The organism is Zobellia roscoffensis, assembly GCF_015330165.1.
Taxonomy (GTDB): Bacteria; Bacteroidota; Bacteroidia; order Flavobacteriales; family Flavobacteriaceae; genus Zobellia; species Zobellia roscoffensis.
Genome location: NZ_JADDXT010000002.1, coordinates 623,151 through 644,379, shown reverse-complemented (window position 1 = coordinate 644,379; position 21,229 = coordinate 623,151). Strand labels below are relative to the sequence as shown.

Below are 21,229 nucleotides of genomic sequence, written 5' to 3'. Positions count from 1 at the left end.
TAGGTTTTTTAAATGAAAAGGAAGTTTATTTTATTTCAACACGTTCGCCAAAAAACTTGGGTTGAGTGTTGAAAAGTAAATCAAGAAAAACCTTAACTCGCGCTAGATATTCCCGTAGTTGAACTTTTAGACCTTCTTTGCCACTAATGCCCGTTGCGTTGTAGCCAATAGCCTTTAAACCCTTTTTTTCGGCTAAGTAAATAGCTCTTTGGTTGTGAAACTCTTGTGAAATGACCGTAACGCTCTGAAGCCCAAAAACTTCTTTGGCTCTAACCATAGAATCTAGAGTCCTGAATCCGGCAAAATCCAGAAAAATTTTATCGGCAGGTATGCCGCCAGCTATAAGGTCTTTTTTAAACGTATTTGGTTCGTTGTAATAACGTGTGCCGTTGTCACCACTCACCAAGACAAAATCTATTTTTTTAGCTTTGAACAAATCTAGTGTCGCTTTTATACGATACGTGTAGTAAGGGTTGGGTAGGCCTCCAATCAGTTTTTTTGAAGTTCCAAGTACTAACCCCACTCTGTTTTTAGCAATTTCGCTGGTTGTAGAAAAAGTCTTGCCATCTGCAGATGAACTAATTATATAATCACATACTAGTATAAAGAGAATAAGGGCAACCAAAAATATTCCGCTAATTTTATAGTACCTTTTTCTCATATAATTAGTAACTGGCTATAAATATAAGTAAAAGGAAGTATGCAACTGCCTTCTATTAAATAAGCTCATTTAACTCTTTTTCCAACTTTTGGATTTCTGAATTCATAGAAAGGTAGCCACGTTGTGGTACCAATTCTAGTTTTGTTGCCATTTGGTTCGCTTCAAATAGGATATTACTCAATCGTATATTAAAGTTACGTGCTTTTTCATATTTCCTCCCGTCTGAATTGCCGTAGTACGAAGATTGAAACCGTTGTTTTAATTGATTAAGTTTTTCTACTAGTTTTTGCGAAGGATGAGTCAATTTGGGATTTTGATTATTGACTAATGTTTGCGTAAAATTCGAGGCCATATGATTGTGATTTTATGCAAAACAGAAACCGAATAGTGTTTTGCTAGGTTAGTGATATGATTTCGAGGTGTATAAAGTAACGTGAATAATATATAGTTACACAAGATTTTTCGATAATCGGCATGTTTTTTTTAGGTTGTATATCAAAAAATACGAGTTTTTTTCTATTCTACATACAGAGAATGGTAAGGTTTAGTGGTTGCTTTGTGGAGTTGAATAATTGATTGTTAATTAACAATATAAGTGATGATATTTATATTTATTATGTTTTAATTGTCATTTTTGTGTTTTTAATTACTAATTAAGTGTATTTCATCGATAAATTGGGTAAATCAGCCATTTTAAATTCCAGAGGTGGTTGAATTGGAATTAATCTCTTAGGTTTAATAAGAATTAACCCCACACATTCTTACTCTTTCTTTACTATTTAAGCTTGGATTTTAGTAGCTAGTTTGACCAAACCAACCTATTAAAAATGAAACAAGCCAAACCAAGTGTATGGAATGACGTCTTTGTCATTTCCAAACAGTACAGTTTACTCTTATTTCTTCCCCCGAACATCTCCCCCGTTATTTTTGTGGGCAGAATACTTCTGCCCAATTCTCTCCCCCATTTACTAGATTCTTTCCTGTTTTTTAATCGAATTATTAATGCCAGACAACCCTAGCACATTAGCTTATGAAAAAAATTACCTTCCTAACCACATTAGTTCTCTTTACCAATTTTACTTTCGGACAAACACCATGTGTGCCCATTAGTACGTTGAACTGTAACGAAATTGTATCTGCACTTCCTGTCAACCTTAGTTTTAATGGAACGGATGAAGGCATGCTCTCAACGGGCTTTACTATGGTTGCCCCCCCTTCTTTAAGGTTAAGTTCCGATGATCTAGGGGCAAATTCAGATGTTCCTGGTCTTTTAGCGGCTAATCTATCAGTTTCTGGAGGTTCTCTAAATATTACCGCTACCAACGGTATAAACTATAGTCAAACAACAGGTTCTCCTCAGAGTACCTTGACCAACTCTCAAATGAATGCCCTTGGTACCGGATTCCCCATAGGAAGTAATGTAATAGAGGTCTCCGCTACCATAGATCAACCCGATTTTACCGCTACGGCAGGTAATAAATCACAACAAGCGGGTATATGGTTGGGGCTAAATGAAGACAATTTTGTAAAATTGGTAGTCGTAAAAAGCTCTGCTACCGAGCAAAAAATACAGATGCTCCTAGAGCAGACCGACCCTGTAAATTCAGTTAATTTGATCCTGTCAGAATTCAATACTTCGGCCTTTGCGGCCAGTACGGTATCTTCTATAGGGTTCAAACTCGTTGTCGACCCTTCCGATAACTCGGTAAGGGGCTATTACAGTTTAGACGGGGGTGAAATGCTTCAAGTAACGGGGGTGGACGATTTTATGACGGCACCGACTTCATTTTTTGCAGGGGTCGACCATGATAACGATGGTGCAAGCGCGGCTTTGACCTATGCGGGAATCATGACCTCCACGAGAAGGGCGACCTCTGGAAACATGGTGGTTTCGTATAACGATTTTTCTGTTAATGAAATCATCTTTGCCAATACGGAAACGGACATTTCAACTTTTGTACTCTTAGACGAAACAGGGGCTTCGCTTATAGATACCGAAGCACATACTATAAACATAGAAGTGGATAATACTTCTGACCTAACGGCCTTGGCTCCGCAGATTACAGTTTCTTCAGGGGCCAATAGTACTCCGGCATCCGGAGTGCTCGTTGATTTCAGTAATGGTCCGGTTACCTATACCGTTACGGCGGAAGATGGCGTTACGACCCAAGATTGGTCGGTGATAGTGCTTAAGGAAGAACTTCCCTTTGAGGCTCATATCAATTTTCAGGATAACCCTAGCGTGACAATTCCTCCAACCGGGTATTCGGCCGACTATGGAAAAGCCTTTGGTAATGCTGCCGTGGCCCTGAATGGGAATAGCTATAACTATGGTTGGAAATTGGCCGTTTCAGGTAATCCTTTTGATGCTTCGGAGGAAGTTGCGGGCAACTCTACAGGGGTCGGTCGTATGCGCCTAGGTAATATATCGAATTATAATGCGGCTCCACTTCAGGAAAAATTGGAAGGGACCCTGGTCCATTTTCAAGGGGATAATATTTCAGGTTGGGGCAACGCCCAGGCTCGAAAGAACGAACTGTTCTGGGAAATGGAAATTCCCAATGGGGTCTATGAGGTAACCATAGGACTTGGGGATAAGTCCGAGGGGAATACCGATAGCCGGCACAGTGCTACTGTTGAAGGTTACTCCATTATTTCCGCTTTTGTTCCCGCTGAGCAGGAAGTACGTACTTCCACTATGGTGTTACAGGTATCCGATGGACTGTTGACAATTGACGGAACAGGTGGGTTTAACTCCAAAATCACGCATATCGATGTGGTGGAAACTACCGCAAGCCCCGTAAACGGAATATTGGCCTTTACTCCGGCTACAGCCGACCAAACCATAGAGGCGGGGGAAAGCATAAGCTTTGTCGCCGAGTTGGCCGGTGCAGGTGCCGTTGATATTGGTTTGGCAATTAATGATAATGTTGACGAAACCACTAGTAATGGTTGGCTTACCCTTCCCGAAAAAAGTGATATCGGATCATATGAATTTACTATGGACGGAACTTTCCTCGTAGTAGGGGATGCCCGAAATGTACAGGTTATTGCTACGGCAAAGGGTTTTGTTCCGGCCGTATTGGATATAGACTTGACGGTTACGTCGGTTGCGCCTTCATCATTTTCCTTTTTAGATGATTTTGATGCCTATGCTTTGGGTAACTTACATGAGGTGGCACCCACGCAATGGCTCAAGGAGAAGCCCGGTGATGTGGCTATTCCGGTTTTGGACGAGGCCATCAGCCCTAATCTCAACAATTCCCTTGATTTTTCCAATGGTCCACATACCCACGATTTGATTTCTTTAACTGATGCTCCAGTAACATTGGAGGCCGATCAGCCATTTTATTTTAGCACCTATTTTAAAGTGGGTAGCGTAAGCAATAGGGTCCGTACGGCTATTCGCATCGCAGATGATGTGGTCGGAGATCAATGGGTAAGAGAACAAGTAGCTAGCAATGGCAGCGGTGGTCTTATAGCAAGAATAGGATTGGGCGGTCCTGCTTCCGATAACGGAAATATACTCGTAGATTCTGATAAGACATTCCAGTTTGTGGTAAAAGGCGAATGGGATGGAATCGGAGCCATTAGTTATTCATGGACTATAGATCCAAAACTAGATTTAACTCAGACAGTATGGACTTCTGCAGGATCTCATACTGTTGTAGGAACTCCAAAAATTGATCGTTTATTTATTAGTTCTGTTGGTACTAATGATGCCAAAATTGGAGGTGTACGCCTTGCTTCAGATTACGACGTGGTCGTAACCGAAGTGTTGAACGCAGCTCCTGTTGTGGAGGATCAGATATTCGGTATAGCGGAGGACGTTTCAGTGGGAACTTCTATAGGTTATGTACAGGCATCGGATGTTGATTCAGACCCATTAACGTACGCTATTACTTCAGGGAACGATGACGGGACCTTTGCTATAGATCCTAATAGTGGGGAACTAACTACTTTAATTCCTTTAGATGCCGAAACTGTGCCTCAGTACATACTTATGGTACAGGTAGGGGATGGTGTGAATGCGGTTTCTGCCCAAATCACTATCAATGTTGACGATCTGGTTGAAGTTCAACCTTGTAGCCCATTAAGTGCATTGCCCTGTGATCAATTAGAAACTTCACTACCCTTATCTCTAGATTTCACGACAACGAATGGAAAGCTATCGGATTCAGGTTTTACCACGGTTTTAGAGCCTAGTGCCAGGTTGGCTTCAGATGATGCCATCGCAGATGAAAATATACCGGGATACGCTCCCAGTCTTGTAGTACGAGATGCTTCGGGACTTTCAATAACAAGCACCAAGGGTATTTTTTACAGTCAGTTGCCTTCTCAGGGTACACCCAGTAGTACGGAGACCAATTCACAAATGAATGCCTTGGGAGTTGGGTTACCAGTGCCTTCAACCGTATTTAGTGTATCTACAACTCTTGAGAATCCGGATTTTTCGGTTAGTGCCGGAACTAATTCGCAACAGGCGGGTATTTGGTATGGGCTTGATGAGGATCATATCGTAAAATTAGCGGTCGCAAAAACGGGGAATACAACTAGGAAAGTTCAGCTACATTTAGAGAACATGGATGGGACTTCCTCCCAAACGGCTTATTTTGAATTGAATACAGGTAATTTGGCCTCAAATACGGGTGATATTAATCTGCGTATGGAATTTGATCCCGTAAATAATACGGTTTCGGGGTATTATTCGCTTGATGGGGGAACCGAAGTCTTGGTCTCCCAAGGCGGAACGAGTAGTTTATCCGTACCGGCCAGTTATTTTTCAGGAAGTACCTACGATACCGAAAATCCGGCACAGCTATTGAACTTTACCGGTATATTCACCACGCACAGAAGAGCGGATGTAGACCAAAGCATTACGGCCCTGTTCAAGGATTTTGCCGTAGAAGGGGAGCCAGAGCCCTTAGTCCTTTCCTTCGATATCAATGAGTTGAATTTTAGCGGGGAACAGGGCTCCGATATCGCTACGCAGAGTGTTACCGTTTCCGCCAGCTCAGGTAATCCTACTTTTGTACTTTCTGATGACCCTGATTCGGAATCATGGTTGATTTTGCCTACTGAACCGGTACTGGGCGAAATAGAATTTGGAGTTCGTTCGGATATTCCGGTAGGTTCTTATGGTACTACAATCTTTGCTAGCGACCTACCTGACATAGGCTATGTCAATGCAGAAATGACTATCAACTTAGAAATTACCGAAGCGGTAAATAATTTTTCGGTAAATATTAATTTTTCGGATCAAGCTACAGCAGCTCCGGCTGGTTATGAAAAAGACGGTGGTGATGCTTATGCGGATAGGGACAACGGTTTTGTATATGGGTGGTTGGATGCAAATACATCGCAGCCCGCTGATTTATCCAAAAATGGAAGAAATAGGGCCGTTTCAGGAGTAAGTGAATTAAATAATACCCTGGTCCACATGCAGTATGGGGATGTTTCTTCCAATGCTTCCAATGGTTACCTGGCCGATGCCAAATGGGAAATTGAAGTGCCGAACGGTGATTATTTGGTAACGGTTTTCGTAGGTGACCCCGATGTTGATACTCCCGCAGCCAATACTCCTGCCCATAGGATAAATGCGGAAGGGGTGACCTTGGTGAACGACTATGTGCCTACGGGTACGGCCGGTGCAAGTTCCCGATTTACATCGGAAAGCGCCATAGTTAATGTAAGTGATAATAGATTGACTCTTGATCCTTTAGGGGAATCTGGTAAGAACACAAAAATTAATAGTGTACAAATCGTAGCTGCTTCCGTAGGTATACAGACTCCAAAGGTAGTCGCAATATCTCCACCTGATGGAGCTACAGGGGTGTCGGTTAACAGCAGTGTTTCCGCCAATAATCTTTTCTTGCCAAACTCTGATACCAATGGTAATGCAGGGGTTGATAATACGACCATCACCAATACTACTGTACGTTTGTTTAAGCAGGGAAGTACTGCACAAATTGGGGCCAGTGTAAATGGAACCGGTGGTGGAGATGCCGTTAATTTGGTTCCAAATCTTCCTTTAGAGGCCAATACAGTTTATGTATTTGAAATTGATGGGGTGTTGGACTTGGTAGGGGAGCCGTTTGAATTTTTTACTTCTTCATTTACTACAGGTGATGGAAATACAGGGCCGGTTACGGATTTGGATAACGTTTCATTTACCAATGCGGGAATTGTGGGTTCAAACGGAAAATATTCCACCCTTACCATTGGTCCAGATGATAAGCTGTACGGATTAAAAATCTCTGGAGATATTCACCGATGGAATATTGATTCGGACGGGACTCTGTCCGGTGAAGAAGTACTTACCACTTGGAAAAATGCTTATGGAGGAAGTAGGACTTCCGTGGGGCTTGTCTTTGATCCTTCGGCTACTTCGTCTAATCTGATTGCATATGTTTCCCATAATTCAGGAGGTTTAAACAGTGCTCCGGACTGGGATGGGAAAATTTCAAAACTCACTGGCGCCAATCTTGAAAACGAAGAATTATTGGTGACCGAATTACCTAGGTCTACTAAAGATCATTTGACGAATAGTCTAACCTTTAGGCCAGGTGAACCCAATGTAATCTATTTTAATCAAGGAAGTAACAGTGCGGCTGGCAAACCGGATGGTTCATGGGGCAATAGGGAGGAGAGCTTATTGACGGCCGCTACCCTAAGATTGGATCTCTCTCTTTTACCAAGTACCTTACCACTTAATGTGCGTACTACAAGAAATGCTATGGCAATTAATGCAGCAGATGTGAATTCTCCAACTTTGGACGGATTGTACAATCCATATTATATCAATGCCCCTTTAACGTTGTTCGCTACAGGTATTCGTAATGCCTATGATTTGGTTTGGCATTCCAACGGACAATTATACGTGCCAACTAATGGAACGGCTGGTGGCAGTAATGCCCCGGCATCTATTAACGGGACAAGAAGACCGGATGGTACAATATATGACCATAGCAATCCTTTGTACCCTGTTGTTCCTTTTTCGGACGGAAACAATGTACAGCGGGATTGGTTGTTCAGGATTGACCCCGATACTGATATGGGGTATTACGGGCATCCTAATCCCTATCGAGGAGAGTTTGTGTTAAATCGTGGAGATGCCGATGTAAGTAAATCAGCTTATGACGGGGTGCAACCAGACGAAAACTATAGGGGAGCGGCTTTTGATTTTGAATTGAATAAATCTCCCAACGGGGTTATTGAATATCGGAGTAATGCCGAAAACGGAAACTTAAAAGGAGCCTTATTGGTCGTTCAGTATAGTGGGGGAAGTGATATCATCGCCTTGGTGCCCGACGGATCAGGAGGGGATATAATGACCTTTAAGGAGGGAATACCGGGGTTTACAGGTTTTCAAGATCCACTAGATTTAGTAGAGGATACCACCAACGGAAATATTTATGTGTCGGACTATGGAAGAAGCCAAATCGTATTGCTCAAACCTAGCAATCAGGCTTCGCCTACACCACTTATTGTTTTGGATACGGAAAAGGTAACAGGTGATGCTATTTCCAATTCGGGATCATTCACGAGCGAGATTTTGCTTTCCAATTTGGGAAATGCCAGTTTGGTGGATGTCCAGGCTCAAATTTCAGGGGCGGACCAAGATCAGTTTTCTATTGTCGGTATACCAACTTCGATAAATGCCCAGAATTCGGCTTCTTTTCAAATCGTATTTACACCTACCTCCAACGGACCTAAATCGGCAGAATTGACCTTGACGGGCACCAATGCCGAACCCGTAGTCGTGTCATTGAACGGTCTGGGTAAAACGGGACTGGGAGGAAATAATGAGCCTTCATTGCAGTGGATATTGGATACCCATTTGGGCGATGGCGCCATAAATGTGGGAGATACCGATCCGATGACCAACCTTATCAATTTACCAAATGGCAGCGGTTATAATAATATATTAGGTGATGAAGTGGCCGTTCAAAAATTTGAAAGGGCTGTTGATGCACCGGTTACGGTTGAATTGTTAAGTGTATACGGTCCTACAAATACCACTCCGGTAGTGGCATTTGGATGGTATGTTAGTGGCGATGCGAATACTACGTCAGAATTGTTTACAGTTTCCAATAGCCCCGCTAGTAACGGACAGACACTTAACGCTCCTATTGTAGGGGCAACTGAGTTTGATCCGGGAGCCGTAAGTTTTGGTTTCTATAGTAGATGGCCATTTTTTGGTGACCGACATTTATTTAGTGAAGATGCTCTCAATACATTTGCAAATGCTATTCCGCATCACGTGCGGGTATACGAACTTCCTGGGGAAGAGAACGCCTATATTATCGCTACGGAGGAACATATTTCCGGGTTTGACTATCAAGATATTGTGGTCATTGTCCGAAATATCCAACCCTTTGATGATGCACCTAGCCTAGTTTGTTCCCCTATAAGTGTTTTGGAGTGTGAAGAGCTTGAAGTGAGCTTGCCTTTCTCTTTGGATTTTGACGGAACCGAAGGAGGGTTGGCCAATACAGGTTTTACTATGGTTGATAATCCTTCAGCAAGACTGGCGGTAGATGGCCCAGTTTTCAATACAAATGTTCCGGGGTATGAACCCGGTAGGATAAGCTTGTCCAATGGCAATCTGGTTCTAAATGCGGCTAATGGTATCGCCTATCTGCGAAATGGTCCGGGTGCAGGAACAAGCACGGATGTAAACTCGCAAATTAATACCTTGGGAGTTGCTGTAGACGTAGATAGCTACGAGAGCTTTAGCATAGAGACTTCTCTGGTAAATCCGTATAGCGATGGTTCCAATAATTCCGAGCAAGCAGGATTGTGGTTCGGTCTTAATGAAGATAACTATGTTAAGTTGGTGGCTTCCAATGGAAATAGGGTAGAGTTACTGTCCGAATTGGATGGTCTTTCCCCAATTTCACAATCCTTAAAAGCCAATGGTATTACAGATTTACATACAAGTAACGTAGGTCTAAGGTTATTCGTGGATATTGATAACAACCTACTTGTTGGATATTACACCTTGAACGGTGGAAGCGAGGTTGAAGTTGGTTCCTTGCCGCTGCCCTTGGCTTTTGTTACCGGGAATTCTTCTTATGATGACTTGTCTTTCGCCGGTATCTTCAATACAAAGCGAAGGGAGGCCACGGCCAATGTAAATCATACTTTCGAACATTTTAGGATAGTTTCCGATGATGTGGTGGCCTTTAATCCGGTTAAGATCAATTTTTCGCTTCCCGAAGACGTACCGCCCTTAGGATATCTGGTAGATTCCGGTTTGGCCTATGCCGATCGTGGTAATGGATATAGCTACGGTTGGTTGGCTACTGACGGTACAACGGGCTTGGACCTCTCCGAAAGAGTTCGTAATAGAGAGGTCGGTGGCGTTGATATTTTACGGAATACCCTAGTGCATATGCAGTATCAAAATGTAAAACCTGAGGGGCAAGAGGGAATTTGGGAAATAGAAATACCCAACGGGAATTACACGGTTGCCGTAGGGGTAGGTGATCCTACTGTTGATGGTCAAGCGGGTACGGAACCTTTTCATACCATAAACGTTGAAGGTATAAATGCGGTAAACCAGTATTCGCCAACGGGTGCTGAAGGGGCGTCTACACGGTTCTCCTCGGGAGTGGCAAGCGTCACAGTTACTGATGGTAGGCTCACAATAGATGCTTCCGGTGGCTTCAATACAAAGATCAATTCTTTGGAAGTTACTCAAGGCAGTGGTATTGTTCAGCCGTATTTCGCTAACGTTAATCCCGCTGATAACACCAACGATGTGAGAATTGAAGATTTTCAGATCAACGTTGAGGTTATAGTTCCTGACGATTATGAGATAGATAATAACACCCTGGCGGGCAATATCAACTTATTTGAGGTTACTGCGGGCGGAGATGTCTTTGTGCCTTCCAACTCCAATGATACAGGAGGGGGAGATGCCATTACGTTGACTCCGATACAAGATTTAAAGGAATTTACGACCTATCGCTTTGTGCTTACTAGTGACATAGAGGCAAACCGAAGGGGCGATTTAAATGATAGAATACCTTTCCGTGCTTTTGAATCTACATTTGAAACGGGAGAACTTGATGATGGAAGCACGCCTATACGGGATTTAACAGGGGTTGAATTCACCAAGGTGTCAGGTGTAACCAATTTAGGTCCTGGTGTTGATAATCAACGTTTTTCAAGTTTGGTAATCGGACCTGATGGTAAGCTTTACGCAAGTACTATTGGTAACTTTAATTCAGATGGCCAAATTTATAGATGGGAAATGGCTTTGGACGGAACTTTGAGTAATTTGGAAATATTAAACCCACCGTTACAAGGTTCCCTTCATCCAGAAACCAATGCAGGGGGTAACGATGATAGATTGATTATTGGTCTGGCATTTGACCCCGCATCTACTGCCGATAATTTAATTGCCTATGTAACCCATAGTAAGGCCTCTATTTCGGGCGGTCCGGAATGGGATGGTAAGCTATCGCGTTTGACAGGTCCGGATTTGTCTACAGTAGAAGACCTTGTTATCCATTTACCTAGATCTGTAAACGATCATTTAACTAACAGTATAGCTTTTGATGATCAAGGAGATCTTTATATTACGCAAGGGAGTAACTCGGCAGGGGGTAGTCCAGATGGTAATTGGGGCAATAGGCCCGAAAGACTTTTGGCTGCTGCTATTTTAAAGTTGGAGTTAGATAAATTACCAAATAGTCTTCCCTTAAGTGTTTATACTACGGATGATATTTCGGTAATAAATACAGCGCCAAATGGTAATTTGCAAATGAGTGATGCTACCTACAATCCCTATGCTACCAATTCACCATTAACAATATTTGCATCAGGTATTCGTAATGCCTATGATCTGGTATGGCATTCCAATGGTTGGTTATATGTGCCTACCAACGGAACTGCGGGCAACAATAATAGTTCGCCCAATTCGCCTTCAACTTCGGATTATACATTGGCAAGACGTATTGATGGGTTGACCTCAATTCCTAATGTTCCAAAATTACTGGGAGGGGAAACACAAAAAGACTGGTTGTTCAAGACCAAAGGCGGGTCGTATCACGGTCATCCCAATCCTTACAGGGGAGAGTTCGTATTGAACCACGGTGGTATTTCATACAGTGGGTTGCCGGGTCAGGTAGAAGCTTCTTATACAGATGTGGGCAAATACCCTGATGATTTGGCACCAGATCCAAATTATCGCGAACCTGCATTTGATTTTGGAAAGAACAAATCGCCCAATGGGGCCATAGAATATAAGAGTGATGCTTTTGAAGGGAAATTACAAGGTCTTCTTATGGTAGTCCGTTTTAGCGGACAGGACGACTTGTTGGTATTAGACCCTAAATCAAGCGGGGATATTGCCGAAGCCTACAGTAGTATTCCTGGGCTTAGTGGTTTTGATGATCCATTGGATGTGGTGGAAGACCCTCTTACGGGTAATATTTATATTTCTGAATATGATCGTGATAATAATGGTACTTCTAGATTAACCTTGTTAAGAGCAGGAACGCCAGCAACAACTGGCCCATCAATAGTAGCAACACCAGATGATATTATATTTGAAATCACAACGAACGGAGAAGGTGAAACAACTGATACAAATACTGTTGAGGTTAGCAATAATGGCAACGAAGCATTACAAATTACCTCTGCAACTATAACCGGTGCCTTTGCAAACCAATTTGAACCTGTAGATCCATCTGGTATGATATCCATAGGTCCAGGGGCAACTCATACTTTTACTGTTACCTATGCACCAGTTTTAGATGGTTCCAATATAGGATATCAAGATGCTGAGCTTATTATAGAAAGTAACGATAGTGACAACCCTACTTTTTCTATTAGTTTAAATGCTTTGAAAAAAGCTGGTTTTGAAGGAGGTCAGGAACCTGCCTTGCAAGATGTTGTCGATGTTTTGGGAATCGGTATTTCGGTAGGGTGGACATCCTTGTCCAGTTCAACGGATCCTTCTCCTGTAGGTGATGAAGTCGAAGTGGAAAGATGGGTAAAGGCATCCGAGCAACCCGTTAAGGTTACTCCTGTTGGACGTTATTCTCCAAGGGAAGAATTGCCTTTCGGCTGGTATACCAACGATGGAACTTTGGTCACCCATGAGGTAGGGGTGCTAGCAGATGATATAGCAAATGCACAGACCCTATTTCCCCCCATTGCCTCAGGTACCGACACCTTTGATCCCCAAGGTGCGGTATTCGGCTTTTATGTGGAATCGCAATCCTTCGGTAGGTTCAATTATACCGAAGATGCAATTAACACAGGAGGAGTGGCCCATAGGGTTAGGATATATCCTGTAAATGATAGAGAAGGAAATGCTGTTGAAAATAGCTACCTCATAGCTTTTGAGGATGCCTCCAATGGCGATTATCAAGATTATATGTTTATCATTGATAATGTAATTCCGTTCGAAAGTGGCGTACTAGCCTTAGATTTTGATAAGGAGGATATGAGTTTCTTTGCGTCAATCAATCAAGAGAATATACCAGAGCAATCATTAATTTTAAGTGGCAATGGCGGTATAACCGCAACAGAAATAAACTTGGAAAGTACCGAAGAATGGGTTGTTCTTCCTGAAAACTTTGAAATGGGTACACCATTTGAGGTAGGTGTGGATATTTCAGGTTTGTCCATTGGCTCGTATGAGGCCACGATTAGTGCTTCGGCAGTAAACTATGAAGGAGCTACGGTGCAAATAGCCTTGGAAGTTACTAATGAGTTGGTTTATACCTATCAGTTCAATTTTCAGGACCCAGATGAATTAGAGGTGTCCCCTGAGGGGTATATTAATGATGTTGGTTTGCCTTACGGAACACAAAATACAGTTCTTGGAAATCTAAACTATGGATGGGTAGAGCCGGGTACGCTTACTCCGGCCGATGCCGCCGCCAATGCAAGGAATAGAAATACGGGTACTGATGATGATGCCTTGGTAAAAACCTTTTCCATTGTAGGCCATAGGTCGGCCAATACCTATCCGCTTCGCGATTGGATAGTAGAGGTACCTAATGGTATATATTCTGTAAACATTAGTGTTGCGGGTGATCCTGATTATGCGGATAGCAACCATGTCTTAGATGTAAATGGAGTTGTTGTAGTGGATTATGATCAAGCAAGTATCGTTCCCGAAAATTTTGATAGTTTGCAAAATACCAAGCAGGTAGAGGTAACCGATGGTTTGCTGCGATTGTCTTTGGCTCCCACCGGAGATAACGCCAAGGTGAGCTCTATTCGATTGGCCCCTGTTGACAGCTCCTTGTTGCCACCAACTATTTTGGCGACATTCAATGGAAATGAAAGAGCTCCCGATGTGTTTAGGGGAGCGGTAAATATTGCTCTAGAGGCTACCGATGAAAGCGGAAGTGGAGGAATAGCCTTTATAGAATATGTTCTGGATGGAGGTACGGTAGAAAATTATATTGATGCATTCGATTTAACCGACGAAGGAGCCCATACTCTTGTAGTGACAGCTGAGGATAACAATGGCAACAGTTCTGTTAAAACGTTTAATTTTACCATAGAAACCCCAACAGGAGCTTTGTTGGCCATAGAGAATATGACCAAGGTACCTGGTACGGAGAGAGGGTTTCCAGCCGATGATTATTATACGTTCTACCGGTTGGGTACATCTGGCTCCGCTCAATTTCATGATACAAATGTCATGCGCTTGAATAATACTGGTACGGGTGATTTAATCGTAACCGAAGTAAATATCTCCGACGCCAACGACTATACTTTTGAGTTACTTGATTCCAATGGGAGTCCAGTGCAATTACCTATTATAATTCCAACGGGAGGTTATGCAGATGTAGATATCACATTTATAGCTACTACCGGAAATGGTAATAATGGTATTTTTGTAGAAGATATTGAAATTGTTTCCAATGCGGACAATGCGTTGAATAACAAAGCTGTGCTTCACGGTGGGTATGCGCCCCAGCCAGAGGGAGGGGATGAAATCCATGCACAAGAGGTGTTTGATGCTTTTGGTTTTCAATCTAGTATGCTGAGTATAGTAAATGATTCGGGAACTATTACTCCGCCCAATAATCTTACCTATAGACCAAGTTCTAATTTTCCTTTAGAGGCAAATATAGAAGCGGGTTATGAAGGAGATCTTATTTTAAGTGATGCTTTTGTTCAAGCAGATCCAAATCAACCGGTCATCGGTATTCAATTATCGGCCTTACACGGTACGGGCTCAAACGGAGCTAGATTTGTAGAGGTAGACGGTACGGAAACTGTTGGAGGAATTAGTTTTTCCCATACGGGAAGCAATTACCAGACCTTGCTACCAAAGAATAATTCAGGGGTTATCAATTTTGATACAAGTAATGTGGTTTCCGAGCCCTTTAGAATTGCCGTAGCCAATTATTTGACAACCGGTGGAAACAACATTTCAGGGCGTAGACCTGACTTGTTAGGTGCTAGGGTTTATAAGGTAATTGATCATAATGGGAACATTGTTCCAAACGAATATATTGTTTTACAGGATTTTGTGCAGAACGGTTGTGGTGCGGGATCGGCAAATTGTGATTGGAACGATAATACTTTTTATTTCATAAACATCCGGCCTCAAGCCGTACCAACGGCACAGCCCGATCAAGAGTACTTGGCCAATGTAGGGGAGGAATTCAATATAGATATCGCTTCGTATTTTGACAAAGGATATGCGGGTAATGAGTTGACCGTAACAGCTACGGTAAACGGAGGAAGCCTTCCAGCTTGGATGACTTATGACAACCACTCCGCTACAGTGTCGGGTACAGCTCCTATAGATGCTACGGGTAGTGTGCCGGTAGTGTTTAACGCGGTCGATATCAATGGTCTTACAGCAACTACGACTTTGACAGTCTCAATTAACGAAGCTCCGGTTGCAGTAGATGATGAGGTAGAAACCACTCAAGATATGGCCATGCTTATAGAAGACTTGCTGGCAAACGATACGGAACCTAATGGTCAGCTCATTACGATTGTTACCGTAGATACACCTCAAAAAGGTGAAGCCGTGCTTCAAGAAGATGGGCTCTCTGTTTTGTATACACCTGATGTAGGCTATGTTGGTTCTGATAGTTTTGAGTACACAATTGAAGATGAAACGGGACTTTCGGCTACGGCCACGGTTTCCATAACGGTTACCCCTGAGAATCAAGCTCCGGTAGCGCTTCTTCAAGAAAGTGTACAAGTAGGAGAAGTAGCCTTGTATGTTGAGTTTGTTGGTAGCGGGTCAACTGATGAAAACCCGGCTACGTTACGATATGAGTGGAATTTTGGTGATGGTTCGCCAATAAATACCGATGCGGATACAAGTCATACGTTTACGTCTACAGGTAGTTATACCGTGGTTCTTACCGTTATAGATGATGAGAATTTAATAGGAACGGCATCAACGACAATTACAGTTTCGGCACCACCTAATACGGCGCCAAACGCTATAGCTACGGTTACACCGTTGAACGGGGCCAACTCCTTATCGTTTAATTTTGACGGTAGTGCGTCTAGTGATTCTGAAGGATTGCTAAGCTATCTCTGGAATTTTGGTGATGGAAATACGGCTACCACTGCTGTTGCTAATCATTCTTATGCCTTGGCGGGTGTTTATGACGCTTCCTTAACGGTTACCGATGAGGGTAATTTGGAAGATGTAATTACGGTTCAGGTAGAAGCTGAGGCGCCTGTAATGTCAGACTTTGCCTTGAGAATCAATGTGGGTGGTCCAGAACTTGTTTATCAAGGGGAAACTTTTGAACAGGATCAGAGCTTCGTTGGTGGTAAAGTATACGAAAATACAAATGCATTGGTCCCTGAGTTATATCAAACTGAGCGTAGTGCTACACCACCTATTTTTGACTATAATATTCCTTTGGATAATGGTACTTATAAAGTTACGTTGCACTTTGCCGAAATTTATTGGGGAGCCACAGGTGGTGGAGCAGGGGGTACTGGCAAACGTGTTTTTGATGTTTCCTTAGAAGAAAATGAAGTACTAACTAATTTTGATATAACCCTAGTGTCAGGTTCTGAAACTCCTGTTGTGAGGACCTTTGATGTTATAGTGCAAGACGGCATTTTAAATATGCATTTTGATGCAGGTGGTGCCAATGGTGTTGATCAGCCTAAACTATCAGGTATTGAGATAGTAAGTAAAGACGATATCGTTGTTCCTTGTGGATTACCTGAAGGATGGGTCAATAATGATATAGGTTCTGTTCAAATAGAAGGAGAAACCTGTTTTGAAAACGGTAGGTATGATGTGAGTGCTTCAGGAGCGGATATATGGAACAATGCAGATGAATTTCATTATGTATACAGAGAGTTGACCGGTGACGGTGAAATCGTTGCACAAGTAATGAGTTTGGAGGCTACCAGTGTCTGGGCCAAGGCAGGGGTCATGATGAGGAATGATTTGGATGCCAATTCAGTTCTTGCTCAAATGATTATTTCGCCAAATCCCAACAACTTGGGAGGTGTAGGACATAGTTTCCAAGATCGTCCTGTAAAGGGCGCTGCAATGGGTAGTGCTAACTTTACAACGCCACAATCGGTTCCGGGAGGCTTCCCGCACTATGTACGATTGGTGCGTTCGGGTAATACCTTTACCGGATATGTTTCTGAAACGAACGGAAATTGGACCCTCGTCGGATCGAAGGTGTTGCCTATGGATGAAACTATCTTCGTAGGCCTGGCCACCACTTCCCATAACGATGATGAACTCACGACGGCAGTATTTGAGAATGTAAGTGTTCAAGAAGAAACACAACAGAATGAGGTTCCGGAAGCAGCCATAGTAACCAATATCTCTACAGGCACGGCTCCGTTGGTTGTGAGTTTTGATGGTAATGGTTCTAGTGATGATAAAAATATTGTAAGCTATACTTGGAACTTTGGGGATGGAACGGCAAATGGAGCAGGAGCCCGTGTTGAACATACATTTACCAATGCAGGGAGTTTTGATGTTACCCTTACCGTTGCTGATGAGGAAGGTGAAGTTGGTGTGGATGTGGTGACTATTGTCGTTGAAGCAGCGAACGAGGCACCCGAGGCCGTGGCTACAGCTACTCCCTTAAACGGGGAAGCTCCTTTGGAGGTGAGTTTTACAGGAAGCAATTCAACTGATGACGATGGTGCGGAAAACCTAAATTTCGCATGGTCGTTCGGAAACGGTGATACTTCGTCGCTGGCCGATCCGGTTTATGTTTATAATACTGAAGGAACGTATACTGTAAGCTTAACGGTGACGGATTCAGAAGGACTTACCGATCAGGAAACCCTGACCGTGGTGGTCGAAGAGCCGGTGGTAGTAGGTGATTTTGCCTTACGAATTAATGCGGGAGGGCCGCAATTGACCCATAACGGTCAGGTGTACTTGGCGGACCGTGATTTTGTGGGAGGTAAATCTTATACGAATAGCAGTGCCGAGGTACCTGAGTTGTATAAAACAGAACGCAGCGCATTACCTCCTAATTTTGAATATGAAATCCCGTTGGCCAATGGTGAATATCAAATTACGTTACATTTTGCCGAAATTTTTTGGAATGCCAATGGAGGAAGACCAGGAGCTTCAGGTAAAAGGGTTTTTGATGTCGTGATGGAAGGAGGTACAATTCTAGATGATTTTGATATCATTGCCGATTCTGGAACAGAAACTGTAATTGTTAAAACGTTCGATCTAAATATTACTGATGGTATGCTAAATCTAGGCTTTGATGCCAATGCTCCTGATGGAACAAATGAACCGAAACTATCCGCAATCGAGATTCTTAGTGTTGGAGCGGTTAATGAAGCACCGGTTGCTTTTGCTAATGCTACTCCGCTTAATGGTGTAGCTCCATTAGAAGTAAGATTTAATGGAGGTAATTCAATTGATGATGAAGAAATCGTTTCTTATTCATGGAACTTTAATGATGGCGGTAACTCAAATCAAATGAATCCGGTTCATACTTTTGTTACACCAGGTGAATACAACGTTAGCTTAACGGTAACGGATGCCCAAGGCGAAACAGATACAGATAATGTCATTATTCATGTAAATGAACCTATAGTAAACGACTTTGTGTTGAGGATTAATGCTGGAGGGCCAGAAATTATACATGATAGTCAATTATTTGTTGCAGATGAATATTTTGTAGGGGGTAAGTCATATACAAATGTAAGTGCTAATGTTCCTCAATTATATCGAACGGAGCGAAGTGCTAATCCACCAGTTTTTGCCTATGAAATTCCAGTTCCAGATGGTGAATATCAAATTGTACTACATTTTGCTGAAATTTTCTGGAATGCCCAAGGGGGAACTCCAGGAACAGCAGGGAGACGTGTTTTTGATGTGCAAATAGAAGGTGTTACGGTGCTTGATGATTTTGATATTATCGCAGAAGTAGGTTCAGAAACCGTAGTACTGAAAAACCTTAATGCCGCTGTAAATGACGGTATATTGAATTTGGAATTCGATGCCCAAGGTAGTGATGGTAAAAATGAGCCCAAATTGTCTGCAATAGAAATTATAGGCAACGGTTCAGTTATTCTAAAAGACCCAGTGGCAGATGCGGGGCTAGATGTTGAGATTAATCTAGATGCAAATGAAATCAATATAATTGGAAACGGTTATGATCCGGACGGTGGAAACGTAAGTTACAGATGGACTCAAGTTTCAGGACCGGATACAGCAATTATGAACAATAATGATACCCCTGAATTAAATGCAGTATTCTTGGTTGATGGTATATATGTGCTGAGACTTACGGTTACCGACAATGAAGGTCAAACAGCTTTTGATGATGTTATGGTCACGGTTAATAATGATACTCAAGAAGAGGTGTGGTTAGAAGCAGAATGTGGTGTGGTAGGTGCTGGTTGGACTGTTGTAGAGGATTCCTCTAGATCGGGAGGAAAATATGTTGTACCTCCTACAGGGTTTAATTCTTCATCAGGAAATATAGGGGAAGCGGTATTGACCTATAATGTATCTGTGAGTGAAGGTACTTATGCAATTTTTGGACTTGTACGGACTCCTTCAGGAATTAATGATAGTTTTTGGATAAGAGTAAACAATGGTGCTTGGGTACGTTGGAACAGTATTCCTGCCAACGATGAATTTGTATGGCATAGGGTACATCTCAACGAACAATTGAGCAAACCCAGAAGTTTTGAACTTGTAGAGGGAGTCAATAAGATTGAAATTGGGCATAGGGAAGATGGTTTAGGTCTAGATAAATTGTTCTTGACCAAAACTGGAGATGTACCTTCTGACCTTGGAGGTTCTGCATCAAACTGTGGAGGCAGTGGGAAATCCTTTAACGAAAAAGTTCTTGCTGATAATATGCAGCCAGAGGCAGTTGCTGATATCATCTTCTATAGCGAAAAGGTTCCTAATGGAGTTGATTTGTATCCTAACCCAGCTACGGTGGAAACAAAAATAAGATTGCAGAATCCCGAAGTTCAAATAAGTAGGGTTCACGTGCACGATGTTTCCGGTCGCCTTATTGGAATGTATGAAGGGCAAGAATTGAAAACAGGTGAAGGAGAGTACTCACTTAATATTTTGAACCTTCCAAACGGCGTTTATTTGTTGCGTATAGGTATTAGTGATGGAGACATTTTTGATAGAAAATTAATAGTAGACCATAGATAAGCCTCAGCAAAATCTAGTATGAATAAAAAGTGGAGCGATTTTGATTGCTCCACTTTTTTATTAAGCCTCGTTTAAATTACAATACCAAACGTTCATACTCTCTAGGTTGCCCCTAATAACGGTATTATTCATTAAAGTACCTCCAAGTAAAAAACCATGTTTGCTAAAAGTAATATTCAAACCATATGAAGTGGCTCGTACTAAAGCGTAAATTGTTTTGTATTTACTATTGACAACACGCTTTTTTATTTCCTGTACCAAATAGTAATTTAGATTTTGACCATTGTAGTTGGGGTGTGTGGCAAAATCTACAATCTCAATACTTGATTCACTTTCTTGAACTTTTAAAATTGCGGACACTAGAAGTTCACCTTTCTCAAAAAGCCCATAGAATTCATGATTATTCTTTAATAACTGCTTTAGATATTCAGGTTCATGAATAGGGAATGGGTAGGAGAGAAATGCCTTCTTATGTAATTGGATAATGGCCGGAAGATCACTTTTCCGCAGTTTGCGTACTTCTAGATACTCAGGTAAAGCAAAGTGTGCATCTTCTGAGGTGCTATTTGCAGCAAGTGCAATAGTCTTTACAGAAGTAATGGTTTTCTTCACTTTAATATTGCTTTTGGCACGCTCCGTATTGAGGTAGTCCGCCAAGAAATAACCCGCTTTTTCTCCATTATAAAGTTTGGGGATCTTAGCTTCTACCACGTGACCTTTAGACTTAAAAACCTCTTTTGCCTCTTCGGGAACTCGACTTAAAATTTTATCATAGTCCATTTTGTGTGCGATGGTTTTCATGTTGTCTATGAGTGAATTCCAATCGTACTGCTCCGTTTCCATAAGGTACACACGGTTATGTGCGCGCCCATGGTGTAAGGTGGCACCATCAATTTTCTCCAGGGTGTCGAACATTTTTCTATCCA

At 42.3% G+C, this 21,229-nt stretch carries 4 protein-coding genes; 1 reads left to right on the top strand and 3 read right to left on the bottom strand.

The window, feature by feature from the left end; genetic code table 11:
- Positions 1 to 25: 25 nt before the first annotated feature.
- Both IWC72_RS02765 and IWC72_RS02760 read right to left on the bottom strand, forming a co-directional pair.
- Positions 26 to 661: a SanA/YdcF family protein gene (locus IWC72_RS02765; RefSeq protein ID WP_194528741.1), complete on the bottom strand. Its 636-nt coding sequence runs from the start codon at positions 659 to 661 to the stop codon at positions 26 to 28.
- A 55-nt stretch (positions 662 to 716) separates the two neighbouring features.
- A complete protein-coding gene (locus IWC72_RS02760; protein ID WP_194524720.1) occupies positions 717 to 1,013 on the bottom strand; it encodes a hypothetical protein in 297 nt (98 codons plus the stop codon).
- A gap of 678 nt (positions 1,014 to 1,691) precedes the next feature.
- On the opposite strand from IWC72_RS02760, the gene IWC72_RS02755 reads away from it, so the two are divergent.
- Positions 1,692 to 20,303, top strand: a complete 18,612-nt coding sequence (locus IWC72_RS02755; RefSeq protein ID WP_194528740.1) for a malectin domain-containing carbohydrate-binding protein — start codon at positions 1,692 to 1,694, stop codon at positions 20,301 to 20,303.
- A 60-nt stretch (positions 20,304 to 20,363) separates the two neighbouring features.
- On the opposite strand, the gene ablB is transcribed toward IWC72_RS02755, so the two are convergent.
- On the bottom strand, positions 20,364 to 21,218 hold the full coding sequence (gene ablB / locus IWC72_RS02750) for a putative beta-lysine N-acetyltransferase (RefSeq protein WP_194528739.1): 855 nt from the start codon (positions 21,216 to 21,218) through the stop codon (positions 20,364 to 20,366).
- Positions 21,219 to 21,229: the final 11 nt, after the last annotated feature.